This is a genomic window from Chitinolyticbacter albus, assembly GCF_024437655.1.
Taxonomy (GTDB): Bacteria; Pseudomonadota; Gammaproteobacteria; order Burkholderiales; family Chitinibacteraceae; genus Chitinolyticbacter; species Chitinolyticbacter albus.
In genome coordinates this window covers 44,063-70,659 of sequence record NZ_JANBVF010000017.1, presented here as the reverse complement: position 1 = coordinate 70,659, position 26,597 = coordinate 44,063, and the positions used below count along the sequence as shown (strand labels likewise).

Genomic DNA, 26,597 nt, shown 5'->3' with positions numbered 1-26,597 from the left:
CGAAACTTGAGCTAGCGCCGACTATAGCAAAGCGCGCCTATAATCGGCGCATTCTCTCCGTCCCGAAATACGCATGAATCCCACCGCCTTTGCGCTCATCGGGCTTGGGGCTGCCATAGGCGCCTGGGCTCGTTGGGGTCTTTCCGTGATGCTCAACCCGCTGTTTCCCACCGTGCCGCTGGGCACGCTGGCGGCCAACTGGGTAGGCGGCTACCTGATAGGCATCACGCTCGGCGTGTTCAGCCTGTGGCAAACGGCACCCGCCGAAGTCAGACTCTTCGCCACCACCGGTTTTCTCGGCGGCTTGACCACCTTTTCCACGTTTTCGGCCGAAATCACCATGCTGATGCTGCGCCAGCAACCGCTGTGGGCGCTATCGGGCATCGCCGCCCACGTCGGCGGCTCGCTCACGCTGACCTGGCTGGGGCTGCGCTCGGTCGAATGGATCAAGGGATGACCCCATGAACGCGGTGCTGGTGCGGTTCTATCTGAAGCAGAGCAGCCGGCACGCCGGCATCCCGCTCTACGAGTGGTTGCTGCAGGAGGCCAAACGACAAGGTGCGGCCGGTGCCACCGCCTTTCATGCGCTCGCCGGGTTCGGCCGCCACGGCTGGCACGAGGCGCATTTCTTCGAACTGGCCGAGCAACCGGTCGCGGTCGAGGTGATCGCCGAGCCTGCCATCATCGCCCGCCTCGTCGCGGCCATCGGTGCCGCCGGGCTGGAACTGCCCTACCTCGATGTGCCGGTGACGATGCGGATCACCGGTCAGACGGATCAATCGGCCCCATAAACATTTCCGATTAGCCGGGGCGACGGGGGCGTTTTAAACTACGCACCTTTCGCAGACCCCCCTACTAGGATTCATGTCCATGGCCACCAAACATTCCCGTCTGTTGATCCTCGGTTCCGGCCCCGCGGGCTACACTGCGGCCGTCTACGCCGCCCGTGCCAACCTCAAGCCGGTACTGGTCACCGGTCTTGCCCAGGGTGGCCAGCTGATGACGACGACCGACGTGGACAACTGGCCGGCCGATGCCGACGGCGTGCAGGGCCCGGAACTGATGACGCGCTTTCAGAAGCACGCCGAGCGCTTCGGCACCGAGATGATCTTCGACCATATCCACACCGTGGACCTGAAGAGCAGCCCGAAAAAGCTGATCGGCGATGCAGGCGAATACACCTGCGACGCGCTGATCATCGCCACTGGCGCCTCGGCCCAGTACCTGGGCCTGCCGAGCGAGGAAGCGTTTGCCGGTCGCGGCGTGTCCGCCTGCGCCACCTGCGACGGTTTCTTCTACCGTGGCCAGCAGGTTGCGGTGATCGGCGGCGGCAATACCGCCGTGGAAGAGGCGCTGTATCTTGCCAACATCGCCGACCACGTGACGCTGGTGCATCGTCGCGACACCTTCCGCGCCGAGAAGATCCTGGTCGATCACCTGATGGAAAAGGTCGAGGCTGGCAAGATCACGCTGGCACTGAACGAAACGCTGGATGAAGTACTGGGTGACGCCAGCGGCGTGACCGGTGTGCGGTTGAAGTCGAGCCAGGGCGGTGCGACGCGCGAACTGCAACTGACCGGCGTGTTCATCGCCATCGGCCACAAGCCCAATACGGACATCTTCAAGGGCCAGCTGGAGATGGACCAGACCGGCTACATCATCACCCGTGGCGGTCGCGACGGCGGTGCCACCGGCACCAGCATCGCCGGCGTGTTCGCCGCAGGCGACGTGCAGGACCATATCTACCGTCAGGCCGTGACTTCGGCCGCATCGGGCTGCCAGGCTGCGCTCGATGCCGACAAGTACCTGGAATCGCTGCGCAAGTAAGCGAGTTCCTGCCGGGATAAGCCGCCTTCCGTGGGCGGCTTTTTCATGCGCGGAGCAAACGCTGCGCGTAGACTGCAGCCGCACCTTTATCTGCCACCGCCATGAAAAACCTACCCAAACTGCTGCTCGCCCTCTGGACCGCCGCCATCTGGATCGGCTCGCTCTGGCCACTGACCGCGCCTATCGCTCCTGGCGGCGACAAACTGCACCACTTCGTCGGCTATGGCGTGTTGGCGCTACTGGCGATGGGGGTGTTTCGCAGGCCGTTGCCGGTATGGCTCGCTGCCAGCGCAATGGGGATCGCGGTCGAGTTCGCACAGATGCTGACCCCGTTCCGTCAGTTCGAAGCGCTCGACATGGCCGCCAATGCGGCCGGCGCCCTGCTCGGTGTATTGCTGATGCTTTGCGCCCAGATGATGCAGCGCCGCTACGGGCGCTGAACACATTGCCAGCCCGCGCCCTCTTCACAACAATTTGATGAAAAAAAGCGCGGCTTGCGCCGCGCAACGGACTACAAGAGTCACGAGGAGGAGTGGGTCAAGCTTTGGCCGTTGCAACTTCCACGCTGCCATGCAACTGCTGCATGGTGCGCTTGCCGTCACGGCGGTATTTGGCAAGCAGGGAATCCCATTCGATCACCACGGAGCCACCGGTGGCGCGATGCTGGTGCCCCCAATCCTCCAGCAGTTCGAGGCAGGCGGGATCGATATAGCTGAGCTCGCGGATGTTCACGTGCAGCTCCACATCGTGCGGCACCTGTTCCAGCGACTTCGCCAGCGTAGGCAGGCGCACGAAGGTGGCGGCGCCCTTGAGCTTGAGCACCGCGCGACGTGTGGCCTGGTCGATGCGCAGGCGTGCCTCCAGGTGCAGCAGGTCGTAAAGCAGCTTGCCGAAGGCGAGGCCAATGCCCAGCATCACGCCGTCGAGCAGGTCCGAGCAGACGATGGCCAGCAGCGTCACCACGTAGATGCCGAGCTCTACCTTGCCAAACCCCTTGAGCTTGACGATATCCCTGGGGTTGATCAGCTTGCAGCCGATCACCACCAGCACCGCCGCCAGGCTGGCGATGGGTACGCTGCGCAGCACGAAGGGCAGCAAGGCAACAAACAGCAGCAGCCACACCCCATGCAGGATGGTCGAGCCGCGGCTCTTGGCGCCCGCCTGCACATTGGCGCTGGAACGCGCGATCACCCCGGTCATCGGTAGCGCGCCCACGAGGCCGCACAGCGCATTGCCCACGCCCTGGGCAAACAGCTCCTTGGAGTATTTGGTGCGCGCGCCGTCGTGCAGCTTGTCGACCGCCACGGCCGACAGCAGTGTTTCCGCACTGGCGATGAAGGCCATCGCCAGCGCTGCCATCAGGAGCTCGCCCGACAGCAGCTGCGGCAGCACCAGCGGATTGGCCAGGGTGACGCCTTCGAGCAGGTTGGCCGGCACGTTGACATAGCGGATGGGCAAGGCCAGGACACCGGCGAACAGCGAACCGCCGATCACCGCCACCAGCGGTGCCGGCACCAGCTTCATCGACCTGGGGGCGAACTTGCCCCAGGCCAGCATCAGCACGATGGTCACCACGCCGACGAGGCCAGCCAGATGGGCGCTGGAGCCGTTGACTGGCGCCAACAGGCCGGCCGGGGCCGACGCCAGGCCCGCCAGCACGGCGCCGATCTGCTCGGGGTAGCTGCTGAGATTGCGCAGGCCGTTCCCCAAGGGTTTCATGTCCAGCAGGATGTAGAGCTGGGCCGCGACGATGGAGACGCCGATCCCGGCCAGCATGCCGTGGATCACCGACGGCGACACCGCGCGAAACCACTGGCCCAGCCGCAGCGAGCCGGCCGCCATCTGCATCAGGCCGGCGGCCAGTACCACCGGGCCCAGCGCCACGATGCCGTGCTGCTGCACCAGCTCCCAATTGATCACTGCCAGGCCCGCCGCCGGCCCGCTCACCAGCAGCGGCGAGCCGGCAAGCGGGCCGACGATCAGCGCGCCGATGATGCCGGTGAGGATGCCGGTGGCGGCCGGCACGCCCGAGGCGATGGCGATGCCCATGCACAACGGCAGCGCCACCAGGAACACCACCACCGATGCCAGCGTGTCGGCCGCCGCATGGCGGCGCCAGGCCAGCAGGCCGTTCAGCCAGCCTTCGCCGCGCGGCTTCTGCGCTTGCTGGAAGCGCACATCGCTGGCGCCGGGAAGACCCAGCACGGTATCGAGGTCATCGACCGCGACGGACGAGTTGCTTGCGTGCATGGCAGCGGCCCTCAGTTGGTGGCGAGCGCAACATCGGCGCCGGCAACATAGCGACCGGTGGTTTCGTCCACCACATGCACCTGGCCCGAGGCAATGTCGTACACCCAGCCGTGCAGCTGCAACCGGGCTCGCACCAGTCCGGCGTTCACCGAAGGTATGGTGCGCAGGTGATTGAGCTGCACCCGCACATTCTGGCGGATCGCCTCGTCCAGCTTTTCATGGTCCGGCCGACCGTGGCAGGTGCAATGCACCACGCTGCGCGTCGCCTCGGCGTGTGCCAGCCAGCGCCCCACCGCCGGCAATTCGTTCAACTTTTCCGGATGCAGCAGGCCTTTCATCGCGCCGCAATCGGAATGGCCACACACCACGATGTGCTCGATGCCGAGCACCTGCACCGCGTAGTCGATGGTCGCCTCTTCACCGCCGCTGCTGGCACCGTGCGGCGGCACGATGTTGCCGGCGTTGCGCAGCACGAAGATGTCGCCCGGTTCGGTCTGGGTCAGCAGATTGGGATCGATGCGCGAATCGGAGCAGGTGATGAACAGCACTTCGGGCTGTTGCCGCGCCGAGAGCCGGTCGAACAGCTCGCGGTGGCGGGGAAAGGTATCGTTGCGAAAACGTTGGGTACCATCAAACAGCTTCTGCACGGGAATCTCCTTGTGATGTTGCTTCGCAGCAAGTGCGAAGGAGGCGCCAGTATCCGAATCGAAGCTGTCTATTTCCCAACAACATATTGACGCACAACCTTTATTTTCTGCCTTTCATCCTGAATGGCCGCTTTATCGCCTGCCCACCTCCTTGCGCCAGCGCGCAATCAGTGCTGCCCGGTTGCGCTGATCCTGCAAGGCCAACAGGCCGGGTCCAGGCTGTATCGGCTTGACGCTGTCGCGCAGTATTCGCGTGAGGTCGGCGGCGCCCAACTCGTCGCCGCCATCCCAGCGGATCGACAGCAGGTGCTGGTCGCTGAGCAGGCGCTGCCCTTCGCGTGACAGCAGAAAATCCAGCCATAGCCGTGCGGCGTGCGGGCGGCGCGCAGCGCGGGGAATTACCGCGATCCGGCTCAACACCAGCGTGTAGTCGTGAGGAAAGACAAAGCCGATACGGGGATCGCTGGCAGCACGCGCCAAGACATAGGAGCCAACAGCGTTGTAGGCAAGATCGATCTCGCCGCTGACCAGGCGCTCGACCATGGCCTCGGTGGTGGCATGCAGCTCGACGCGTGCCTCGCCCAGCCTGCGCACCAGGCGCCAGATCGCCTCGCCGCCGATGCGCTCGTCGTGGGCCAGAAAACTGAAGCCGACGGCGGAGCGCTCGATGTCATAAGTGGCCAGCCGGCCACGCCAGCGCGCGGGATGCCGCTCCAGTAGCCGGGTCAGCGCCAGATGGCTGCGCGGTACCTGCGCTTCCGGCAAGCGCTGCCGGTGATAAGCGATCACCACGGGCTCGAAGGTCGTTGCCCACGCCTGATGGCGATAACCGGCCCAATCCGGCAAGGCGTGGGCTTCGGCGGTGCGATAGGCTTGGGCATGGCCGTCGTTGACGAGCTTGATCTGCAGATCCATCGCCGAACTCCACAGCAGATCCGCGCCATCACGGCGCTGCGCCAGATCGTCGAGGAAACGCCGGTGCAGGGCCAGGCTGTTCATTTCGCGGTAGTCGACCCGCACTCCGGGATAGCGCGCCTCGAAACGGGCAATCAGCGGGCGCACCCGCTTGGCGTCGGTCACCGAATAGATGACGACGCGTCCTTCTGCCCGCGCCAGCCGGTAGCGCGCCGCATGGGGCGACGGCAGGCCGATCAGCCAAGTGAGTACCACCAACAGGGACAAGAACGGCCGCAGGGCCGCGAACGGGAAACAGGACTTTCTGGGCATGCGCGCTCCGGGGGCAAGCTACGGCGCGCATCCACTTTTTTCATACATCGTAATGCAATAAAGCCTACAAACGGCTTTCATCCCACGGGCCACCTGGCTGCGACTGAAGGCCATCGCAAGAATGCCATCATTCGTTAACATTCGGCCGCAGTTCCCCCGGAGAAGCCGCGATGCGTATCCTGCTGGTTGAAGACCACCAAACGCTCGCCGAGGCGATCGCGACCGCGCTGAAACAGGCCGGCTTCGCCGTCGATCACGCCAGCGACGGTGCCGAAGCCGACCACGTGCTGCTCACGCAGTCCTATCAACTGGTGGTGCTCGACCTCGCGCTGCCCCGGCTCGATGGCTGGGAAGTGCTGCGCCGGCTGCGCAACCGGCGCAACCGCGTTCCGGTGCTGATCCTCACCGCGCACGGCGCCATCGAGGACCGGGTGCGCGGGCTCGATCTCGGCGCCGACGATTACCTTGCCAAGCCGTTCGAGCTTGCCGAGCTCGAAGCCCGCGCCCGGGCGTTGATCCGCCGGGCACACGGTCTGGAGCAGGCGCAGCTGGCCTACGGTCCGCTCGGCTACGACACGCTGGGCAGGCTGTTCACGCTGAAAGGCTGTCCGCTGGCGCTGACGCCGCGCGAACACTCGGTGCTGGAACTCTTGATGCTGCGGGCGGGCCGGGCCGTGGCCAAGGAGACGCTGACTGACCAGGTGTTCGGCATGGAATCGGGCAGCGCCGAGGCGATCGAGATCTACGTGCATCGGCTGCGCCGCAAGCTCGCCGACGCCGAAATCGGCATCGTCACCCTGCGCGGCATCGGTTACATGCTTGAAGCGCAAACGGCGGCATGACCTCGCGCAGCCTGCGGCAACGCCTTGCCCTCACCTTGTTGTTGCCGCTGCTACTGGTTCTGGTACTCGACGCCATCATCGTCTACCACCGCGCGCTCGAAGGCGCCTACTCCGGCTTTGATCGCACGCTTTATGCTTCGGCAGTCAGCATTTTCAAGGGCATCTCGCTCAAGCAGGGCGAACTGCAAGTGAGTCTGCCGCACGAGGCACTGGAATACTTTGAAGGCGGCACGGCGGTGCGGGTGTTCTACCGCGTCAGCGACGAGCGCGGCCTGCTGCTCACCGGCTACGGCGACCTGCCCCACCCCGAGGGGCCGGCGCCCGAGCTCTACCAGCCGCAGTATTACGATGCCAACTACCATGGCGAGCGACTGCGGCTGATCGCAATCCGCCAGCCCGTGCATGCCATCACCGCCATGCCCTCTCGCGTGGCCTGGGTGATCATCGGCGAGAGCGGCGAGATGCGCCGGGAGTTCGCGCGCAACATGCTGTTCGACGCGCTGTGGCGCCAGGCCTTGCTGATGGCCCTGATGACCGCCATCGTGCTGACCGCGCTGCGTCGCGGCCTGGCCCCGCTATGGTCGCTCACCCGCGAGGTGAGCACCCGCAGCGACGACGAGCTCGCGCCCTTCTCCACCCGGCAACGCCCTGAAGAATTGCTGCCGCTGGTGGCGGCGCTCAACCAGTATCTGGAACGGCTGCGCTGCATGATCAAGGCCCGGCAGCGCTTCTTTACCGACGCCGCCCACCAGTTGAAGACCCCCCTCGCCGTGCTGGCCGCCCAGGCGGAACTGGCCGAGCGCGAACACAGCAGCAGCGCAATGCGCACCCGGCTTGGCACCATGCGTCGCTCGCTCGACGACGCCGCCCACGGCGTCGGCCAGTTGCTCAAGCTTGCGCGACTGGAACAGGACGCCACCGGCCCGCTGCCGCTCACCGTGCTCGATCTGTCGGCCGCCTTGCGACTGTGCGCGCTCGACTGGGTGGCGCTGGCGCGGCGCCAGGGCGTGGACCTGGGCCTGGGCGATTGCGCCAGCCTGCAGGTGCGCAGCCACCCTTCACTGCTGCAGGACATGGTCGGCAACCTGATCGACAACGCCATCCGCTATGCCGGCGCAGGCAGCGCCATCACCCTGGGCATCGAACGCGAGGGGGAGCACGCAATCATCGTCGTGGCCGATACCGGGCCCGGTATTCCCGCGGCCGAACACAAACTGGTGTTTGCACGCTTTCACCGCGGCTCGACCGCGCAGGGCGACGGCAGCGGGCTGGGGTTGGCCATCGTGGCCGAAGTGGCCGCGCGCCATCAGGCGGAAGTGACGCTCGCCGACACGCCCGGCGGCGGGCTCACCGTACGCATCGCCCTGCCGCTGGCGGTGCCGTGGCCCGTGCTAACCTAGGCACAAATCAATACGGACGCCACGGCATGGACGACGAAGCCAAGCGCCTGCTCAAGCAACTGAAAAAAACGCTGCGCGCCACGCCAGCACCCATCGCACGGCCCGCCGCGCCACCGCCACCTAGCGATCACGAGCTGTTCGTGGCCGCAATGGCCGGCGCCAGGCCCATCAGCTGGGATCGCTACATCCACCCGCCCAAGCGGCCCAGCCCCTGGCCGCTGCAGCGCTGGCAGGACGAAGCGCGCGTGATGTCCGAGGCGATGAGCGATTTCTGGCCTTGGGACGAACTGGAAAGTGGCGAGGAACTGCTCTACCTGCGCCCCGGCATGAAGCTCAATACGCTCAAGCGCCTGCGGCGCGGCGAATGGGTGGTGCAGGCCGAGCTCGATCTGCATGGCCATACGGTCGACACCGGGCGGCTGGCTGTCGCCGAATTCCTGCTGGCCTGCCGCCACCGCAACCAGCGTTGTGTGCGCGTCATCCACGGCAAGGGGCTGGGCTCGAAGCAGAAGCAGCCGGTGCTGAAACTGAAGCTGAAGAACTGGCTGGCCCAGCGCGACGAAGTGCTCGCCTTCGCCCAGGCACGCTCGGTCGACGGCGGCAGTGGCGCGGTGCTGGTGCTGCTCAAGGGCTGGCGCGAGCATTAGCTTGGCATAAGCGCTAGCCGCCCCCATCTGGCTTGCGTGTGCCGCTGGCGCACCCCATCGCATCCCAAGGAGAAGCACCATGAGCGAGATCGCAACCCTGGCCGGCGGCTGTTTCTGGTGTCTTAAAACATTTACGTATAAATAACCATTAAATATCAATGACTTATGTATTTTCACTAGTGCCACTTGGGAAGTGCTTGTGAAAATACAACACCTTAAACCATGTAAAAACCTCAGCCAGCCTGTTTTCTAGGGCTTTGCACTACCAGCAGGCTACTGACCCCTACCCCATCACCTAACAAGTGCTTAAACCTGATTTTTGAGGCAACTAGGCAGGTTCAACACCTAACACCTTGGAAACCCAGCTTCCAAACCTTCAAAACTTGAATTTTAGTGACTTGTTACACAACTTAATAAACACAAATGGATTTTCTATAAGTCCATTTTTTTTTGCACAAGACATAAACTACTGAACTACTGGATTAACTATTATTATATGCTGTTTTAAACTGGTCAAACAATTTTGGAAACATCATTAGTCTTAAATAATGAAGATTAAATTTAGTAAATACTTTGTATTTCTTTAAATTAGGAAACCTTCTACTATTACTTTCACAACTTTGAAAACTAATTTTGCCATTATCAGTAAATTGCCCAATTTCTAATATTAAACTATCAGTCAAAGGTATTTTCTCAGGACTATTTAAAAACTCATAAACATTAACAAATCTAGGATTGTTCATATTTTCTTGATAATATTTAACCCAACTAGATAAACCTAAATCTGTCTCCATATATTTACTACAAGAAAAAATTTCATCATCATTATTAGGTAAGAATCTATTAAATTCATCTTTTTTAAATGTCAAATCATATTTATCTTGCATAACTTCACCAACATACATTTCATGAACATTTCTAACATCCCCCATGTTGCCACTAGTGCCAGTTGCAACTGTTTTAAGGCTACCTTTGGATGATGGTGCAACTCCATTACTTAAATCTTTATTTTTAGATGTCACAACAGCCTTCTCAACAACAATTACTACCTCTTTACCAACCTTCAAATTAATTTGACTTAATCTTGATGGCAAACCATACCTCTTCCTTAATTTATGTATGCATAATTTGAAGTAATCATAATTGCAGCTAATAAGTTTGTTTTTCATTAAATCACCATAAACAACTGATGGGGACTTAATGATTATTGTGGTATTCAAATCATTATTTAAAAGTAAATTCTCAATCACCTTCATTGAGTTAGGATTTTCAATCAATGGTGCAAGACTTATATCAAGAAGCTTATTATCTAAACCTAGTTTTTTTCTTGATGAATATACATAATTCTTAAATGACTCATAAGAAGATGATATTAGACCCTCACCAGTTAAATTAGAATAAATCTCAGGCAATGAGCTGGAAAGTATTTTTGTATTTAAATCACCTTCATACATTAGCAAAAATACCTTCCTTGAGTCAGAAATACCAACATCTAAATTTTTAGAATAATCCATAACAACCTCCATTTTTCATATGTTATTAATTGAAAAATAAAAGTCAAGTGTTTTTAGATAATAATTTAATGTTAAATGGTGGTTTTATGATGTTGATTTATTCCTTTTAGTTGCTGAATGATAATGTGTAGATGGTTAAATATAATTTAATGATGGCTGTATAATTTTAAGATGTTAAACATCAATTAAGTAATGTTAAAAAAGAACCTAAAAACCTGTAAACCTAAAAGATTTTCTGGAACACACACCACTCACCTATTGGTGTTTTTCTAAAACCAAAAATCTTTAAAACAAAAACCCAAGGCAATTCTTGATTGCTGTGAAAATTCACAGTTAATTCAAAAAAACAAAAAATCAGAACACACCAAAATTCAAATTATACTTTTTAACACCAAAACAGGACTCTTGAAGTCCTTTTTTTATTTCAACATAAAAAAGTAAAAAATATTTTCAACCAGAAAAACCAACAGCAGAATAAAAATAGGATATTTCACTTTTGCAAAATATCTTAAAGTAGAGAATGTCAACATTGACTATTTCAACCAATATGCATAATAAACACTGTTACTTCACTATGAGATTTATTGTTATTTCACAATGGTTTTTTGTGAAATAACAAGGGAAAGTTGAACTAATGAGGAACGAATTAGAGAAAACTTTCTCACCCCTTCAAGGGGTCAAGATTTTTGAGGAACGAAAAAACTCTTGGGGGATGGTCTTGCAAAAAAATAAGAAAAACTTTTTAAAATGAGGAAAACTATGACTAATGAAAATGAGGAAAACAGCAATAAGAAGAAAAAAACCAATAGCAAGAAAAATGGATTTACTAAATTCTACAAGTCACACTTAAATTTTAGGGAAGAGATATTTAATAGATGTAGTGACAACCATAAGCTATCAGTTTCAATTATGGCTCTAACTGGTTGCAGACCATCAGAGCTTAAAAATATCTTCATTGAGAAAGTGGATAATCAATTGAAATTCACAATCAAAGGTGCAAAAGTGAATGAGGCACAAAGTAGAGGGATAAAAGAAAGAGTGTTGACTATTGCAATAGATGAAAAATCTTACAATGAATATCTTGTCAATACCATTGAAAACAGTGATGTTAAAAATACCTTATTCTTGGATTTAAAAACAACACTACAAGCAATCAGCACTGAAATCATTAGAACCTCACAGAAACTTTATAAGAATAAATATAAAGCCAGCTCTTACACTTTCAGGCATGCCTTTGCAGAGGATTTAAAGACTGGTGGATACATCAAGGAGGAAATTGCTGTTGCAATGGGTCACAGGTCAGTAAATTCCCAAGGAGCTTATGGCTATAAGTTAAAGACTGGTGATTTACAAGGTCCCAAGATTTTATCTATTGAGAATAAGAGTAATGAGAAAATAAATACAGTGAGCAAACTTGATAAGTTTAAGATTAGAAGTAAGTTGAAGAAGTTAAAAAACCCACACTAATCTGCACAAATAAAAAAAGAACCATTTAGGTTCTTTCTTTATTGACTTTTACTTTTTATTTAGTAATATAGGTTGAAATCCTGCAAGATTTAAATAAACTATTTTACCAACTTAAAGTATTTTTTAATTCATAGGCATATAATATGAAATACTTAATAAAAAGTCAATAGCCACAGTAAAATAATTAGTTAAATCCCAAGGATAAAACTGGGAAAATAACTATGATAGAACTAATAAAAGCCATTGACTACAATACTCTTCAAGCAGAATTTAACAGTCAATACAAATCAAAGAAGCTCATAATCAAACATATTGATTTATCTGGTTTCCTATCTAAACACTTCCACACCTACACACAAGAACAGGCATTTAAGCAATTTCTATTAACCATCATTGATGATTATGCAGAAGGTTTTTTTAGGCAAAGTAAATCTTATTACATCCTAAACCTATCAGCACCAAGATTATACAATATCATCAAAAACATAGATTTTAGATTTTTCAAATTTGTGGCAATGGATGACAAAGAAATAAGAAGTTATTTAGAATTTAACCTTCAAGTGTTTTTCAAAAAATTAAATAATGAAGAATACAAGACTGAGTTCACCAGTAGATATAAGTCCATAAAAAGTCTTGTCACTCAATCATTTTACTACCTTGACCAGTGCTTTAATCTAGTCAATGAGCATAGACCTTATTGCTCTACTTCATTCCTAAATAATTTCAAGAAACATAAAATCAAACAATTTGACTATTTGAAAGACACAGTGCTTATAGGTGAAAATAATCATTCTATCAATTTAATTAATGTGGTTAGAACTAATAAGCAAGAGATAGCAGAAAAAATAAACTTATGTAGAAGCATTGAGAAATTAGCAGAAGAAAAAGACTGGGGTTGGGTTTTTATTACTTTTACTGTTCCACCAAGGTTTCACTCTAATCCATTAAATGGCTCTAAGAAATGGGATGGCTCAACAGTCAAGCAGGCTCATAAGTATTTTACTGAAAGATGGGCAAGAATAAGAACAAATTTAAATGATGGACAGATTGATTTTATGGGTATAAATGTCAATGAATTTCATCAGGATGGCTCTCCTCATTATCATTGCCTGATGTTTATAGACACATCAAACATTAAAACTCTTCAAGGTGTATGCAAAATACATTTTAATGAGAGCAGTGTTGATTTTAAGGTTGAAGATAAAAAGAGAGGTGATTCAGCAAAAGCCAGCTCTTACATATTCAAGTATGTATCAAAGACCCTAGGACTTGATTTAAGCCTCATTGAGAAGATTTCCAGGAATGAGGTATTAACAGCAGAAGAAGACAATAGCTTGGCTCATAATGCTGTTAGAACAGCCCACAGGATAAGAGGGTTTAATATGTTTGGTGTAGAGAAATCAATTACACTGTATAGACAATTTATGAAAACAAATTTTTTTAACAACATCATTCTTGATACTGCTAAAAATATTTTGTCTAAAAGCAAAACAGGTTATGCAGATTTTCTTGAACTAAAAACTCAATTCTCAATGAGCTTAATCAAAGATGTTAAAAAAAGTATTCTTGGGATAAAAATTCAAGGTTTTGATTACCTAAAAATGTTATTCCACATTATAAGAAATAGCAAAACCCATAACAATAACTGTTCTACAGTTATTGTTAATTATCCAAGTAAAGCAAATCCAATAACAAAGCTAAAACCATATTTCACTGTTATTGAGAAAATAGCTAATAATTCAACAAGATTACTAATAAGACATAACTTGATTTAACATAGGATTAAGCCAGTTTAAACACAAAGGCAGGTTTGGCAGGAGGAAAGGCTTACCAGTTCTAACAAAAAATTTTGGTAGCTGTGTCATTATTGCTCTTAATACCTGTTGAAAATATCAAGCCACTTCTTTCTTCTCTTAATATCAGCTTTATCTGCCAACAGGAAGTAGAAAAAATCCTCATAATGAGGGATAACCATTGTCTTGATATTGTTATTTATTTCATATTCACTTGCCCTTCGAGACATTTCCCATAGCAAAAAATGCATAGGTTGTAAAATTTCAACAATTCTCCAAATAATTAGAGGTCTACTTTTTTCAATAATATATTGACAATGTAGAATATCAAAAACAAACATAACCTGTCCATGACTATCTAATTGATTTGTTGGCTTATTAGTAATACCTTCCCTATCCATTTTATACAACAAATTCAATCCAGCTTTTTCTCTGGTACTGGGTGGAGTATATTTTTCATAAACCTCTTTTGAAATTTCTAACCACTTACTCAATGGGCTTTTGCTATTCTTTGGTTCACAAACTTCATTTAAATTATGATATCTAGTTTTAACTGCATACTCATGCAGAAAGCCAATTATTTTTTCATCAAGAGCAGTGAGAGGATTTGTATTGTTACAATATACCTCTCTTAATCTTTGACACTCTTGATAAAGAAGCTCTATTTTATGTCCAAATTTATCTCTTAATTCTTTTTGTTGAGCCAAGGTAGGGTTTTTATACCCATTTTCAAGAATGTAGTTTGTGACTATGGCTATTTTTAATATTCTTTCCATTCCAATAGAAATATTAAAAAAGGCAGAATAAAAATACCCTTCTCTATCTTGAAAGAAATTTGCTTTAAGCAAAAGGTCAAACCCAGATAAAAGAGTATTCTTTGTCAAAAAAGCCTCTTGGCAAAGCAAACTGAATTTCTCATCAAAACCTATCATCTTCATTTGTTAACATCCTTATACTGGTTGTGATTTCTTTCTCTTTGTTGGCTCTACAATATTACTCACCATTTTAGTCAATACTTCTTCATCTAATGCTATCTGTTGTAAATATTGAGCCTCTTCAAATGTTTCTGCATATTTAGCATGGAATTTGCCATTGATTTCTTTTGGTAAGTATTTGAAATCATCTATCTCATTACCCTCACACCAAAAGTCACCATCTATTATTTCAATACAACCTTTTAGGCTGGTTAATTTATTGTATGAGCAATTAAAATCACTACTTCCACCAAAAAGATGTCCAACAAGCTCTACTGGACAGCCTTCTAAATTTGTCAATTTATTATGATTACAATAAAAACAACCAACAACTTTTCTAGGGCAACCATTAAGACTAGTCAATTCATTGTGTGAACAGTCAAAATGATAACCTACTCTATTAAACTGAATTGGTATTTCTGTTAATCCTTTATTTCTTAAGTCAACACCAGTTCTAGTATTTACTGTTAAATCATCATTGATGGTATAATTTTTAATCCCCATCTCAATCAACCAAGCTTCAATCTCTTCTTTTGTGTTTAACATCATCTTACCTTTTATCTGTTCTGGTTGTTAATGCTGTTTTTTTATCATCAATATTTATTTCATCATCTTTTAAAGTAAAATAAAAATCAGCAGTTGTAGAGCTGTGAGAATGACCAACAGATTTTAACAAGTCATCTTGATTTGCTAATTCTGGTTGCTTTATTTTATCAATGTGTTTTTCAAGCTTCTTGACTGATTTAGCACCTATGAACTTACTAGCTACAATTGAAGAAATTTGACCATTGTTGTTTAACATAGATGTTAAAATTCTACTAATAGCCTCAGCTCTAATCTTATGAAACTTGATATGTTTCAAATCCAAATCAGTTTTAATCCTTTGAAAATTTCTCTCAAACCCATTGATTGTTATTTTGAAAACCTTGTCTTGATTTTCTTTTTTATCTATCAGTTGGATGAATTGCTTTGCCTGTTCTGTCAAAAAAACCTTCCTAGGCTTTGTTTTAGTTTCATCAAGAACAATATAACTCTTATCAAGAAATATTCTTGACCATTGAAGATTAACCACTTCACTTCTTCTCATTGCAGTTAAAAGAGAAATCATTGTAATTTGATAATTTTCAATGTTCTTCATATCTAACAGGGCTTCAAGTAGCTTCTCCAACTCTTCATCTTCAAACCTGAATGAGCTTTTATTTAAAGCATTAGCCAGCAATGTTTTATCATATCCATAAACAGGACTTTTAAATTCAATAAAGCTATGGCTCATGTGTTTGAGCTTTTCAAATATCTTATTCATAACAGACAATTCTCTTTGAATAGATATTTTTTTAATATGCTTCAATCTCTCTCTAATGTATGAATTTATATGAAGGTGTGTTATTTCAGTAACTTTCAAGTCACCAAATGATTTTTCTCCAAAATTAATAAAATCTTTTAGATGAGCAAAATCTTCTGGTGTCTTACCTTTTTTCAAGAATTTATCAAGAGCATTAGTATCAGGTATTTTTGTGCTTAAAATATTTTTTATGAATGCTAGTTGATTAGCTCTACTTCTATGTTTAAGTAGGTTTTGACCTTCCCAAAATTTACCTTCTTTCTCAATTTCAGGTAAATACATTTTTACATATTTTTCAATCCAGTATTTTAAAGGTGGAATATTAAACTCAACCTCTCTCTTTTCTTCTTCTTGTGTTTTGGCTAGAAGTCTATTCCTGCCCTCTTTGCTTTTGGCTAATGCAACAACTTCCTTGGCATCTTCTAAACTCTCAAACAACCTATCAAGCTTGAAATCTACTCTCTTGATTTGAACTCTAAATCTTGTTGTAATACCTGAACCAGTTTTGACCTTTACAAGTTGTATCCCTTTTTCAACCAGCATTTTTCACATCCCCATAAGCTACTGAAACACATATCCAGTATAGCTCTTGCTTGTGAAGTGCTTGTGAAAAATTGCTCGATTTTTATGGAAAGTGAACATATACTCACACAACATAAAAACACTAACGCATTGATTATAAAGGAATTGATATGACTGAGATTGCTACTCTTGCAGGGGGGTGCTTCTGGTGTCTGGAGGCGGTATTCCAGCGCGTGCGCGGCGTTGAGCGCGTGGTATCGGGCTACATCGGCGGTCATGTGCCCGACCCGGACTACCGCAGCGTGTGCGATGGCAGCACCGGCCATGCCGAGGCAGTACAGCTCCAGTTCGATCCGGCCATCGTCAGCTACGAGACGCTGCTCGACATTTTCTTCACCATCCACGATCCGACCACGCTCAATCGCCAGGGTAACGACGTCGGCACGCAGTACCGTTCGGCCATTTACTGGCATACACCGGAGCAGGAAGCCATCGCCAGGCAGACGCTGGCCGGCCTTGCCGGCAGCTTGCCAGCGCCCATCGTCACCGAACTCGTCGCGGCACCGACCTTCCACCCGGCCGAGGACTACCACCAGAACTATTACAACCAGCACACCAGCCAGCCGTATTGCATGGTGGTCGCGGCACCCAAGGTGCAGAAACTCAAGCAGTACTTCGCCCCGCTGGTGAACGAATAAGCGCTCGCCGCCCCATGGCGGCAAGGCGCTGGGTTACGGTGTAGCGCTGCCGCCGCTATAATCAGCGTTTTCCCCAACGCCTGCCGCCATGTCGCCGCGCCTTGCAAAGCTGCATCCCTACCCGTTCCAGAAGCTGCGTGAACTGTTCGCCGATCTGACGCCCAATCCTGCGCTGGCACATGTGAACCTGTCGATTGGCGAGCCCAAGCACCCGACACCGCAGCTGGTGAAGGATGCACTGGTCGCCAATTTCGACGGTCTCTCTGCCTACCCGGCCACGCTAGGGTCGGACGCGTTGCGCCAGTCCATCGCCGAGTGGATCGCCCGCCGCTACGGCATCACCGCGCCCAATGCGGCCACCGAGATCGTTCCGGTCAATGGCAGCCGCGAAGCGCTGTTCGCGTTCGCCCAGGCGGTGATCGACCCGACGGTGGCGCACACACCGGTGGTGATCTCGCCCAACCCCTTCTACCAGATCTACGAAGGCGCGGCCTTGCTGGCCGGGGCCGAACCCTGGTACGTGAACTGCCTCGCACAAAACCGTTTCCAGCCGGACTGGGACAGCGTGCCCGACAACATATGGGCACGCACCCAGCTGGTTTACGTCTGCAGTCCCGGCAATCCGACCGGCGCCGTGGCCAGCCTTGAGGATTGGCAGAAGCTGTTCGCGCTGTCTGATCGCCACGGCTTCGTGATCGCCAGCGACGAGTGCTACTCGGAAATCTATTTCGGCAGCGCAAAGCCGCTGGGTGGGCTGGAAGCCGCGATCAAGCTGGGGCGTGATTTCAGCCGGCTGGTGATGTTCTCCTCGCTGTCCAAGCGCTCCAACGTGCCGGGGCTACGCTCGGGCTTCGTGGCCGGCGACGCAAAGGTGCTGGAAAAATTCCTGCTCTATCGCACCTATCACGGCTGCGCGATGAGCCCGACCGTGCAGGCCGCCAGCGCCGCAGCCTGGAACGACGAGGCCCACGTCGAGGACAACCGGCTGCAGTACGCCGCCAAGTTCGAAGTGGTGACGCCCAAACTGGCCAGCGTGCTCGACGTGGCATTGCCCGACGCAGCCTTCTACCTGTGGGCGAAAGCACCCCAGGGCCTCACCGACACTGAATTCGCCCGCCGGCTCTATGCCGAAGAGCATGTGACCGTGCTGCCGGGCAGCTTTCTCGCCCGTGAGGCGCATGGCGTCAACCCGGGTGCCGGCTACGTCCGCATTGCCCTCGTGGCGCCACTCACCGATTGCATCGCCGCCAGCGAGCGCATCGTGCGCCTCGTAGAGCGCCTGTAAACCCATCCCAAACCAGGAACCATCATGAGCCTGCAAACCGTCATCGAAACCGCGTTCGAAAACCGTGCCGACATTACGCCCGCCTCCGTCTCGGCCGAGCTGCGCGATGCGATCAACGAAGTGATCTTGGGCCTGGACACCGGCAAGCTGCGCGTCGCCGAGAAGATTGCCGGCGCCTGGCAGACCCACCAGTGGATCAAGAAGGCCGTGCTGCTGTCGTTCCGCATCAACGACAACGAAGTGATGGCCGGCGGCTGCACCCAGTACTTCGACAAGGTGCCGAGCAAGTTCGCCAGCTACAGCGAAGCGGATTTTCGCGCTGGCGGTTTCCGCGTGGTGCCTAACGCCATCGCCCGCCGCGGCTCCTTTATCGCGAAGAATGCGGTGCTGATGCCGTCCTATGTGAACATCGGCGCCTACGTCGACGAAGGCACCATGGTGGACACCTGGGCCACCGTCGGCTCGTGCGCGCAGATCGGCAAGAACGTACACCTCTCGGGTGGCGTCGGTATCGGCGGCGTGCTGGAACCGCTGCAGGCCGGCCCGACCATCATCGAGGACAACTGCTTCATCGGCGCACGCTCCGAGGTGGTGGAAGGTGTGATCGTCGAGGAAGGTTCGGTAATCTCGATGGGCGTGTACATCGGCCAGTCGACCAAGATCTACGACCGTGAAACCGGCGAAGTCAGCTACGGCCGCATCCCGGCGGGCTCAGTGGTGGTGTCGGGCAACCTGCCGTCCAAGGATGGCAGCTACAGCCTCTACTGCGCCGTGATCGTGAAGAAGGTTGATGAGAAGACCCGCGGCAAGGTCGGCATCAACGAGCTCTTGCGCGGCATCTGATGCACCGCCCCGGATCCGGGGCATCGTAAAAAAAGCGGGGCGCCAAGGCGCCCCGTTTGTACTGAGTACAAGTGCTCTGTGCCGGGATTACGCGCCCAGCTGTTCGCGGAGTTGGTTGAATGCGCGATCGGTCGCGCTTTCCTCGACATCCAGCAGCCGTAGCCGGCCGGACGCGAAGTGGGCATCGAGCTCGCCTCGGGTCAATGTGAGGCCGTTCTCGCCCTGGCGATTGGTAAACAGGAAGCGCGTGCCCTGCGGGCTGAGCCACGACAAGCGCAGCCGCACCGTGCGGTTGTCGTCGTTTTCCCAGGTCACCCAGTCACCGCGCTGAATGCCAGCCTGCTGCGGGCGCACCGTTGCATGTACGGTTTCGGGCTGCGGCGCGGCGGGCGCCTCCTGCACCGGCTGCACCACCACCGGCGGTACTGCTGGGCGCTCGGCAACCGGCACCTGCGATGCTTCGTTTGCCGCGCGTAAGCCACTGCGTATCGCCAGCGCATGACACTGCACCAGTTGCGAGAAGAAGTCCTTGGATACCTCGGCCGGGATTTGTGCGCGCTTGGCACCCTGCTCCAGCGCCTTGAGCATGGCCGGCAGCGTATTGACCAGCTGCAGCCGCTCTTCCGGCGTCGTCTTGGGCCGCAGGCTCCACAACAGCGCGTCCATCACCCGCACGTAGTGCACGAACTCGGCGCCGGATTCGCCCTCTGGCCCATACGAGGCAGTCAGCGCGCCCCGCCACCAGATGGCGAGGAAATCGCGCACCAGCTGAGGCGCATCGGTATTGCTCTGCAGGCGCGCCTCGACGACGGCTGTGGCGGTTACGCTCGCCAACTCCTGCACCTCGTGCTGGATCAGGTCTTCTGCCGCATCGCGCGTGCGAGCCTCGGCCTCGGCCTCCAGACTGGCGTAGAAACCATTGATTTTATCCAGCGCGGTATCGAAAGCGCCGACATCATCCTCGTAATGCTCGACTACCCACGCCACGGCCTCGCTAAAGGCGACCAGCACCGGGTCATCCTCGGCCGGCTCAGCATCCTTGTCGGAGAACGCCTCTTCCAGCAAATCGACGAAACGCCGGGCCGGGTGCTGCTTGTTGGCAAAGAAGCCCGTATCGAGCAAGGCCACCTTGAGCACGGGAATCTGCAGCCGCGCCAACAGCTTCTTGGCCACGTTGGGCAGGCTGGGGTCCTCGAACAGGCGGTCGAACAACATCGCCACCAGATCGAAGGTCATCGTGTCACCACGGGCGAGTTCACCCGCCCAGCGGGTACTACGCAGCAGCGTCAGCAGGTTCTCGGGACGCCCCTGCAGATTGCTCGCGCCAGGAGGATCGTGCTGCAGATTGTCGAGGAAGGAAAACCATTCCGGGCGCAGCGCGCTGCTGCGGCTCTCGGCCTCACCGGTGGCAAGGCGCGCGAAATGCTGCGCCAGCTCCGCGGTCAGGCCGTAGGACGGCATATAGGAGCCCGCGCCTGGCGCCACGGCCATGCCACCGGGCATGCCGTATTCGCCACCGACGGCAGCTTGGCCGAAACCGGCCGGCACTCCGCCCGGGAACGCGCCACCCGGCATGGTGCCCGGTGCGGTGCCATAGGGCGCGCCGGCATCGCCTTGCGGCGCAGCGGCGTCCGGCTGTTGTGCAGCGGGGCGGGCGTCGGGGCGGCGCACCACGCCGCGTGCGGCGCGTGGCTGCACATTCTGCTGGATCAGATATTGGTTGACGCTCTGATAGACACCGGCAACACGATCGGACAGCGCGGTCTCGAACGCTTGCAGCGCCACGAGGCGCGCGGACAGTCCACTTTCCAGGTGACGGCACGCTGCGAGGAAGGCCTCGCAGATCGCTTCTGGGCTGAGCGGGTTGTTGACCGTGTCGTTTTCATCCTCCGGCATCAGGCTGGCCAGCCGCTGCTCGAGTTGCGACAAGGTGTCGCCACCCTTTTGCTTGAAGGCATTCGCAACGCGACTGGCGGTCAGGCTTTCTTCGTAATCGTCGTTCGCCACGAGGCTGAGCTCGCCGGTATCGACCACGACCTTGAAAAAGCCGCTGGCCGGATTGCCGTTGCCGCTCCAGCGCTCATTGAAAGCTTCGACGAACTGCTGACGGAATGTGCTGATGATCTCGGTCTTCTTCGCCTTGATTTCGACGCGCGCGCCAAAATACACATCGCGCAAATCCCGATCATGGGTGTCCTCTGCCAGCTGGAAGAATTTTTCTTCAAGCTCCGCAAAGTAACCGTCGAGCGAATCAGCGAGCAGCCTGAGCGCCATGTCGCGGCAAGCGGCCAGCGTAGCGCTCAATCGCGGTGTGGGTTGCGGGTTGCGAGCCTGTTGCATTCGGCTTCTCCGGGGTTTGAGCTGCTCTTGGCAAATATTAGCATGATATGATATTCGTGCCCGGTGACAGTCATACGAAAAAACCGAGCGTCCGTCGGGCTGGGTGGTACCGCGTGTCGCTGCCCCAATGAGGAAAACCCCAAAGGCAAAGTCTCGGTCCGCCGTATAAATTTGAGGCGTACTCCACAAGGATGTGGTCACGCCCATGAGTTACCTGATTACCAGCCAGGACCTGCTCCCCCTGCTCGCGCTCGCTCCTGCCGAACCTAGCTTGCGCGATTTCCTGACCGCCTACCATCGTAATCTGGCCAGCGAGGATTTCCAGTCCCGCGTACCGGAAGACTGGATCGGCGCCGCCTGTGCCCATCACCGCTTCGGTACCATTCGCCCCTGCGGCAAGACGCTGTTGCGCGTCTACAACCCCAGCCTGCCCGAACATGGCTGGGAAGGCAGCCACACCGTGCTCGAACTGGTGTCGGACGATATGCCCTTCCTGGTCGACACGGTGGCGATGGCGCTGGCGCGTCGTGGCCACAACGTGCATCTCGTCATGCATCCGGTGCTCAGCGTGGTCCGCGACGGCGCCGGGCAGTGGCAGGGACTGGGCGCGAGCGGTCAGCCCGAATCGTGGATGCGCTTCGAAGTCGATCGCGCATCCGATGCCGCGGATCTGGACGCGCTGCGACGGGAAGTGACCCAGGCGCTCGACGCACTGGAAACGGCGGTCGCCGACTGGCCGGCGATGACAGCGGCGCTTGCCCACACGCTGACCGACCTGCAAGCCAGCCCTCCACCGCTGGCGCAAGCCGAACGCGACGAAAGCCTGGCCTTTCTGGCATGGCTGCAAGCGGGGCAATTCGTCTTCCTCGGCAGTCGCGAATATCGCTTCGAGGATACCGATTACGGCAAGCAGCTGATGATCGTGCCGGGCTCTGGCCTGGGGCTGCTGCGCGACGCGGGCGTCGGCGGGCCATCACGCACCTATGCCTCGCTCTCCCCGGAGCTGCGCGATCTGGCATACAGCAACCAGACGCTGCTGATCCTGACCAAGGCCGATGTGCGCTCCATCGTCCACCGCCCGGTCTATCTCGACATGGTCTGCATCAAGCGCATCGGCGCCGACGGCAACGTGACCGGCGAGCAACGGCTGGTGGGCCTTTATACCGCCAGCGCCTACACCACCCCGCCGCGCGAGCTGCCCATACTGCGCCACAAGATTGAACAGGTGATTGCGCTCGCCGGCGTCAACCTTTCCGGTCATCGCGGCAAGACACTGCTCAATGTGCTCGACACCTATCCGCGCGAGGAACTGATCGAGATCGGTGCCGAAGAGCTCGCCCGCATCGCGCAAGGCATCGTCTCGCTGCATGAACGGATGCGGGTGCGCACCTTCTTTCGCGACGACATCTACCGCCGTTACGTGTCGGTCATGCTCTATATGCCGCGCGACAACTACACCACCGACGTGCGCATCAAGGTGATGCGCCTTTTGATCGACGCCTTGGGCGGGCGGAGCGCGGAATTCAATGTGCTGCTCACCGATGCGCCGCTGGCGCGCATCCATTTCCTCGTCCGCATTCCGCACGGCCACACCCCGACATACGACGCCACGGCGCTCGAAGCGCAAATCGTCGAGATCGCCCAACGCTGGCAGGACGAATTGCGCCAGCAATTGCGTCAGCACAACGGCGAAGAGCTCGGCGCCGACCGTTACCAGCGCTACCAGCGCGCCTTCCCCACCGCCTATAGCGCGGACTACGCGCCACGGCTGGCGGTGCACGACATCGATGCGCTGGAGTTGGTGCTGGGCAATGGCCGCACCACGGCGCGGCTCCTTGCCGCCAGCCATAGCGACACCCGGCTGTGGCGCCTCAAGCTTTACCGCGCGAGCCCCATCGAATTGTCGGACTGCCTGCCGCTGCTGGAGAACCTTGGCGTGCGGGTGCTCGACGAAAAGCCCTACGCGCTTACCTTCGACGATGGCAGCGGCGCCTGGATCGTCGACGTCGGCCTGCGCCTGCCCCAGGCTGGCATGCTGGAGGCGCCCCAGGCACGCCAGCGTTTCGTCGATGCCTTCGTCGCCATGCTGGCCGGCCAGGTCGAGAACGACGCCTTCAACCGACTGGTGCCGCTGGCGCATCTGGCCTGGCGCGATGTGCTGCTGCTGCGTGCCTACGCCCGCTATCTGAAGCAGATCGGGCTCAATGTCGACATCGATACCATTGCCGACTGCCTGCTGCGCCATGCCGGCCATGCCGCGGCGCTGGTGCAGCTGTTTCACCTGCAGTTTGATCCGGCCGGGCAAGACCTCGCGCAAGCCGAAGCGCAGGCGCTGAAACTCGCCGCCGAAAGTGATGCGCTCGCCAGCGTCGACGACGAGAAAATCCTTGCGGCTTTCCGCCACGCATTGCGTGCGAGCGTGCGCACCAACTTCTTCCAGACGGCCGATGAGGCGGGCTCGCCCAAGCCCTACGTCTCCTTCAAGCTCTCGCCGTCGCGCATCCCGCGCATGCCGCAGCCGGTGCCGTTGTTCGAGGTGTTCGTTTATTCAACCGAGGTCGAGGGCATCCATCTGCGCGGCGGCAAGGTGGCGCGCGGCGGGCTGCGCTGGTCCGACCGCCGGGACGACTTCCGCACCGAGGTGCTGGGCCTCGTGAAGGCGCAGATGGTGAAGAATACGGTGATCGTGCCGGTCGGCTCCAAGGGCGGCTTCGTCGTCAAGCATCCGCCCGCCGAGCGCGAGGCGCTGCTGGCGCGCGGGATCGAGTGCTACCAGACCTTCATCCGCGGCCTGCTCGACATCACCGACAACTACACCGATGGCGCCGTCGTGCCACCACCACGGGTGACGCGCCTCGACGACGACGATCCCTACCTGGTGGTGGCCGCCGACAAGGGCACGGCCACGTTCTCCGACATTGCCAACGCCGTGTCGCGCGATTACGGCTTCTGGCTGGACGACGCCTTCGCTTCGGGCGGCGCCAACGGCTACGACCACAAGAAGATGGGCATCACCGCGCGTGGCGCCTGGATCTCGGTCGAGCGGCATTTCAGCGAGATGGGATTCAACGTGGCGACGGATCCCATCACCATCGCCGGCGTCGGCGACATGTCGGGCGACGTGTTCGGCAACGGCCTGTTGCGCTCGCGCGCGGTAAAGCTGGTTGCCGCGTTCGACCATCGTCATATCTTCATCGACCCGAGCCCCGACCCTGCCGCCTCGTTCGCCGAGCGTGAGCGCCTGTTCGCACTGCCACGCTCGTCGTGGCTGGACTACAACCCCGCGCTGATTTCGCCAGGTGGCGGCATCTGGCCACGCAATGCGCGCACCATCAAGCTTGCAGCCGAGACCAAGGCGCTGCTGGCCGTCGAGGTAGATGAACTCGAACCCGCACAACTGATCCAGGCGATCCTGAAAGCGCCGGTCGACCTGCTCTACAACGGCGGCATCGGCACCTATGTGAAGGCCAGCACGCAAAGCCACGCCGAGGCCAACGATAGAGGCAACGACGCGGTGCGTGTCGACGGCAAGGAGTTGCGCGCCAAGGTGGTGGCCGAAGGCGGCAACCTGGGTTTCACCCAGCTGGGACGCATCGAATATGCGCTCGCCGGCGGGCGCATCCACACCGATGCGATCGACAACTCGGCCGGTGTCGACTGCTCGGACCGCGAGGTCAATATCAAGATCCTGCTCGGCCGGATCCAGGCCTCGGGCGATCTCACCGACAAGCAGCGCAACGAACTGCTCGCCACGATGACCGGCGAGGTCGGCACGCTGGTGCTGCGCGACAACACGCTGCAGACGCTGGCCGTAGCGCTGGAGGCCGAGCAGGCAGTGTCGCTGCTGCCCATCCACCAGCGCTTCATGCAGAAGCTGGAAAAAGACGGCAAGCTGTCGCGCCGGCTGGAATACCTGCCCAGCGACAGCCTGTGCCTGGAGCGCGTCCAGGCCGGCGCCGGACTCACCCGGCCCGAGTTGTCGGTACTGCTCGCCTACGCCAAGATCGTGCTCAAGCAGCAACTGCTGGCGAGCGAGCTCGTCGACGAGCCCCGCTGGAACAGCCTGCTGACCGAGGCGCTGCCAGCCACGCTGGCCACCCGTTTCGGCGATCGATTGCCCGAGCATCCGCTGCGCCGAGAAATCGTCGCCACCGTGCTGACCAATCACATCGTCAACCGCTACGGCGTGACCTGCGTGTTCCGCCTTGCCGAGGAAACCGGCAGCGAAGCGGCCCGCGTCGTCGACGCGCTGTACCAGGCGCAAGCACTGCTGGAGACCGAAACGCTGGCGCGGCTGACCGAAGTGCTGATCGCACGCGGCGTAACCACCAAGGACGTCTACGGCCTGTTGCTCGGCGCGCGCCGCCAGACCGAACGCGTGGCGCGCTGGCTGATCCAGGGCGCGTTCGATGCGGCATCGCTCGACCATCTGCGCACTTGCGCCGCGCTCAGCTTGGCGCAACTGCCCGAATGGCTGGTGCAGCAGGGCGTGGCGCTCGCCAAGCGCGAGGCCTGGCTGTCGGCGGGGATACCCGCGGATGTCGCCGGCCGCGCGCTCGCTATCGACCATGCGCTGCCCTTCCTGGAACTCGCGCGCGGCACCGGCGACGCGGGCTCGCTGGCCGAGCGCATGCGGCTCTATCTGGCGCTGGGCGACGCGCTGGCCTTCGATTGGCTGGCCGGCGCGATCGAGCGCCTGCCGCGCGACAACCGCTGGCAGGCGCTGGCCCGCATCGCCGCGCGCGACGATCTGATGAAGCTGCACGTCGCGCTGTCGCAAGCGGCCTGGCAGGTCAGCAACGGTGATATCGCAACACGCCTGACGCGCTGGCTGTCCTGCAGCGAGAACGCAACGCTGCAATGGCACGGCATCCTGGCCGAACTGCGCGAGAGCACGCCTGATCTGGCGATGATTTCGGCAGCGCTGCGCGAGCTTAAGGGGCGGCTAGTCGCCAGCTGATCGACGACGCCACACCGTG

The 26,597-nt window shown here is 55.3% G+C and carries 21 protein-coding genes; 13 read left to right on the top strand and 8 right to left on the bottom strand.

Going from position 1 to position 26,597, the window contains the following annotated elements; genetic code table 11:
* Positions 1-73: 73 nt before the first annotated feature.
* The 4 genes from crcB (at position 74) to NLI84_RS11755 (ending at position 2,267) form a co-directional block, all read left to right on the top strand.
* Positions 74-457, top strand: a complete 384-nt coding sequence (gene crcB, locus NLI84_RS11770; RefSeq protein WP_255990378.1) for a fluoride efflux transporter CrcB — start codon at positions 74-76, stop codon at positions 455-457.
* A gap of 4 nt (positions 458-461) precedes the next feature.
* Positions 462-791 carry a DUF190 domain-containing protein gene (locus tag NLI84_RS11765; protein ID WP_255990377.1) on the top strand — a complete coding sequence of 110 codons (330 nt, stop codon included), beginning with the start codon at positions 462-464 and terminating at the stop codon, positions 789-791.
* Between the two features lie 79 nt (positions 792-870).
* Positions 871-1,827 (top strand): thioredoxin-disulfide reductase, encoded by a 957-nt coding sequence (trxB, locus tag NLI84_RS11760; protein ID WP_255990376.1) that lies wholly within the window; start codon positions 871-873, stop codon positions 1,825-1,827.
* 101 nt (positions 1,828-1,928) lie between these two features.
* The gene (locus NLI84_RS11755) at positions 1,929-2,267 is read left to right on the top strand and encodes a VanZ family protein (RefSeq protein WP_255990375.1); all 339 of its coding nucleotides are present in this window, start codon (positions 1,929-1,931) and stop codon (positions 2,265-2,267) included.
* Between the two features lie 97 nt (positions 2,268-2,364).
* Here NLI84_RS11755 and NLI84_RS11750 read toward each other — a convergent pair whose 3' ends face one another.
* The 3 genes from NLI84_RS11750 to NLI84_RS11740 form a co-directional block, all read right to left on the bottom strand.
* Positions 2,365-4,077 carry a SulP family inorganic anion transporter gene (locus NLI84_RS11750; RefSeq protein WP_255990373.1) on the bottom strand — a complete coding sequence of 571 codons (1,713 nt, stop codon included), beginning with the start codon at positions 4,075-4,077 and terminating at the stop codon, positions 2,365-2,367.
* Between the two features lie 11 nt (positions 4,078-4,088).
* On the bottom strand, positions 4,089-4,724 hold the full coding sequence (locus NLI84_RS11745; protein WP_255990371.1) for a carbonic anhydrase: 636 nt from the start codon (positions 4,722-4,724) through the stop codon (positions 4,089-4,091).
* A 132-nt stretch (positions 4,725-4,856) separates the two neighbouring features.
* The gene (locus NLI84_RS11740; RefSeq protein ID WP_255990367.1) at positions 4,857-5,951 is read right to left on the bottom strand and encodes an ABC transporter substrate-binding protein; all 1,095 of its coding nucleotides are present in this window, start codon (positions 5,949-5,951) and stop codon (positions 4,857-4,859) included.
* A 170-nt stretch (positions 5,952-6,121) separates the two neighbouring features.
* Between NLI84_RS11740 and NLI84_RS11735 the strand changes: the two genes are divergently transcribed.
* From NLI84_RS11735 to NLI84_RS11725, 3 genes are read left to right on the top strand one after another with little or no spacing between them, the layout of a single operon-like run.
* A complete protein-coding gene (locus NLI84_RS11735; RefSeq protein ID WP_255990366.1) occupies positions 6,122-6,793 on the top strand; it encodes a response regulator in 672 nt (223 codons plus the stop codon).
* Positions 6,790-8,193: a sensor histidine kinase gene (locus tag NLI84_RS11730; protein ID WP_255990362.1), complete on the top strand. Its 1,404-nt coding sequence runs from the start codon at positions 6,790-6,792 to the stop codon at positions 8,191-8,193. The genes NLI84_RS11735 and NLI84_RS11730 overlap by 4 nt, the downstream gene beginning before the upstream one ends.
* Before the next feature lie 26 nt (positions 8,194-8,219).
* A complete protein-coding gene (locus tag NLI84_RS11725; protein WP_255990361.1) occupies positions 8,220-8,840 on the top strand; it encodes a Smr/MutS family protein in 621 nt (206 codons plus the stop codon).
* 482 nt (positions 8,841-9,322) lie between these two features.
* On the opposite strand, the gene NLI84_RS11720 is transcribed toward NLI84_RS11725, so the two are convergent.
* Complete coding sequence (locus NLI84_RS11720) at positions 9,323-10,354, bottom strand: hypothetical protein (protein ID WP_255990360.1); 1,032 nt, start codon at positions 10,352-10,354, stop codon at positions 9,323-9,325.
* A 759-nt stretch (positions 10,355-11,113) separates the two neighbouring features.
* Between NLI84_RS11720 and NLI84_RS11715 the strand changes: the two genes are divergently transcribed.
* Both NLI84_RS11715 and NLI84_RS11710 read left to right on the top strand, forming a co-directional pair.
* Complete coding sequence (locus tag NLI84_RS11715) at positions 11,114-11,821, top strand: site-specific integrase (protein WP_255990351.1); 708 nt, start codon at positions 11,114-11,116, stop codon at positions 11,819-11,821.
* Between the two features lie 221 nt (positions 11,822-12,042).
* Positions 12,043-13,596 (top strand): replication endonuclease, encoded by a 1,554-nt coding sequence (locus tag NLI84_RS11710; protein ID WP_255990350.1) that lies wholly within the window; start codon positions 12,043-12,045, stop codon positions 13,594-13,596.
* A 98-nt stretch (positions 13,597-13,694) separates the two neighbouring features.
* Here NLI84_RS11710 and NLI84_RS11705 read toward each other — a convergent pair whose 3' ends face one another.
* From NLI84_RS11705 to NLI84_RS11695, 3 genes are read right to left on the bottom strand one after another with little or no spacing between them, the layout of a single operon-like run.
* Positions 13,695-14,552, bottom strand: coding sequence for a hypothetical protein (locus NLI84_RS11705; RefSeq protein WP_255990348.1), 858 nt, complete (start codon positions 14,550-14,552; stop codon positions 13,695-13,697).
* A 12-nt stretch (positions 14,553-14,564) separates the two neighbouring features.
* Complete coding sequence (locus NLI84_RS11700; protein ID WP_255990347.1) at positions 14,565-15,137, bottom strand: hypothetical protein; 573 nt, start codon at positions 15,135-15,137, stop codon at positions 14,565-14,567.
* 1 nt (position 15,138) lies between these two features.
* Positions 15,139-16,473, bottom strand: a complete 1,335-nt coding sequence (locus NLI84_RS11695) for a tyrosine-type recombinase/integrase (RefSeq protein WP_255990345.1) — start codon at positions 16,471-16,473, stop codon at positions 15,139-15,141.
* 149 nt (positions 16,474-16,622) lie between these two features.
* Here NLI84_RS11695 and msrA point away from each other — a divergent pair, with 149 nt between their 5' ends.
* From msrA to dapD, 3 genes are all read left to right on the top strand, one after another.
* The gene (msrA, locus tag NLI84_RS11690) at positions 16,623-17,150 is read left to right on the top strand and encodes a peptide-methionine (S)-S-oxide reductase MsrA (protein ID WP_255990343.1); all 528 of its coding nucleotides are present in this window, start codon (positions 16,623-16,625) and stop codon (positions 17,148-17,150) included.
* Positions 17,151-17,238: 88 nt separating this feature from the next.
* The gene (gene dapC, locus NLI84_RS11685; protein WP_255990342.1) at positions 17,239-18,435 is read left to right on the top strand and encodes a succinyldiaminopimelate transaminase; all 1,197 of its coding nucleotides are present in this window, start codon (positions 17,239-17,241) and stop codon (positions 18,433-18,435) included.
* A 24-nt stretch (positions 18,436-18,459) separates the two neighbouring features.
* Positions 18,460-19,278 (top strand): 2,3,4,5-tetrahydropyridine-2,6-dicarboxylate N-succinyltransferase, encoded by an 819-nt coding sequence (gene dapD, locus NLI84_RS11680; protein ID WP_255990340.1) that lies wholly within the window; start codon positions 18,460-18,462, stop codon positions 19,276-19,278.
* 87 nt (positions 19,279-19,365) lie between these two features.
* Here dapD and NLI84_RS11675 read toward each other — a convergent pair whose 3' ends face one another.
* Complete coding sequence (locus NLI84_RS11675; protein ID WP_255990337.1) at positions 19,366-21,618, bottom strand: DUF1631 family protein; 2,253 nt, start codon at positions 21,616-21,618, stop codon at positions 19,366-19,368.
* 205 nt (positions 21,619-21,823) lie between these two features.
* On the opposite strand from NLI84_RS11675, the gene NLI84_RS11670 reads away from it, so the two are divergent.
* Entirely contained in the window at positions 21,824-26,578 is a 4,755-nt protein-coding gene (locus tag NLI84_RS11670) for an NAD-glutamate dehydrogenase (RefSeq protein ID WP_255990335.1), read from the top strand.
* Positions 26,579-26,597 lie beyond the last annotated feature (19 nt).

Bases quoted from the DNA above. Each gene is read 5' to 3' on its own strand.
- NLI84_RS11710 (WP_255990350.1), top strand. From the start codon at position 12,043: ATGATAGAACTAATAAAAGCCATTGACTACAATACTCTTCAAGCAGAA.
- NLI84_RS11705 (WP_255990348.1), bottom strand. From the start codon at position 14,552: ATGAAGATGATAGGTTTTGATGAGAAATTCAGTTTGCTTTGCCAAGAG.
- NLI84_RS11750 (WP_255990373.1), bottom strand. From the start codon at position 4,077: ATGCACGCAAGCAACTCGTCCGTCGCGGTCGATGACCTCGATACCGTG.
- NLI84_RS11735 (WP_255990366.1), top strand. From the start codon at position 6,122: ATGCGTATCCTGCTGGTTGAAGACCACCAAACGCTCGCCGAGGCGATC.
- NLI84_RS11720 (WP_255990360.1), bottom strand. From the start codon at position 10,354: ATGGATTATTCTAAAAATTTAGATGTTGGTATTTCTGACTCAAGGAAG.
- NLI84_RS11715 (WP_255990351.1), top strand. From the start codon at position 11,114: ATGACTAATGAAAATGAGGAAAACAGCAATAAGAAGAAAAAAACCAAT.
- dapD (WP_255990340.1), top strand. From the start codon at position 18,460: ATGAGCCTGCAAACCGTCATCGAAACCGCGTTCGAAAACCGTGCCGAC.
- NLI84_RS11695 (WP_255990345.1), bottom strand. From the start codon at position 16,473: ATGCTGGTTGAAAAAGGGATACAACTTGTAAAGGTCAAAACTGGTTCA.
- NLI84_RS11700 (WP_255990347.1), bottom strand. From the start codon at position 15,137: ATGATGTTAAACACAAAAGAAGAGATTGAAGCTTGGTTGATTGAGATG.
- crcB (WP_255990378.1), top strand. From the start codon at position 74: ATGAATCCCACCGCCTTTGCGCTCATCGGGCTTGGGGCTGCCATAGGC.
- NLI84_RS11730 (WP_255990362.1), top strand. From the start codon at position 6,790: ATGACCTCGCGCAGCCTGCGGCAACGCCTTGCCCTCACCTTGTTGTTG.
- trxB (WP_255990376.1), top strand. From the start codon at position 871: ATGGCCACCAAACATTCCCGTCTGTTGATCCTCGGTTCCGGCCCCGCG.
- NLI84_RS11725 (WP_255990361.1), top strand. From the start codon at position 8,220: ATGGACGACGAAGCCAAGCGCCTGCTCAAGCAACTGAAAAAAACGCTG.
- NLI84_RS11675 (WP_255990337.1), bottom strand. From the start codon at position 21,618: ATGCAACAGGCTCGCAACCCGCAACCCACACCGCGATTGAGCGCTACG.
- NLI84_RS11740 (WP_255990367.1), bottom strand. From the start codon at position 5,951: ATGCCCAGAAAGTCCTGTTTCCCGTTCGCGGCCCTGCGGCCGTTCTTG.
- dapC (WP_255990342.1), top strand. From the start codon at position 17,239: ATGTCGCCGCGCCTTGCAAAGCTGCATCCCTACCCGTTCCAGAAGCTG.
- NLI84_RS11755 (WP_255990375.1), top strand. From the start codon at position 1,929: ATGAAAAACCTACCCAAACTGCTGCTCGCCCTCTGGACCGCCGCCATC.
- NLI84_RS11765 (WP_255990377.1), top strand. From the start codon at position 462: ATGAACGCGGTGCTGGTGCGGTTCTATCTGAAGCAGAGCAGCCGGCAC.
- NLI84_RS11670 (WP_255990335.1), top strand. From the start codon at position 21,824: ATGAGTTACCTGATTACCAGCCAGGACCTGCTCCCCCTGCTCGCGCTC.
- msrA (WP_255990343.1), top strand. From the start codon at position 16,623: ATGACTGAGATTGCTACTCTTGCAGGGGGGTGCTTCTGGTGTCTGGAG.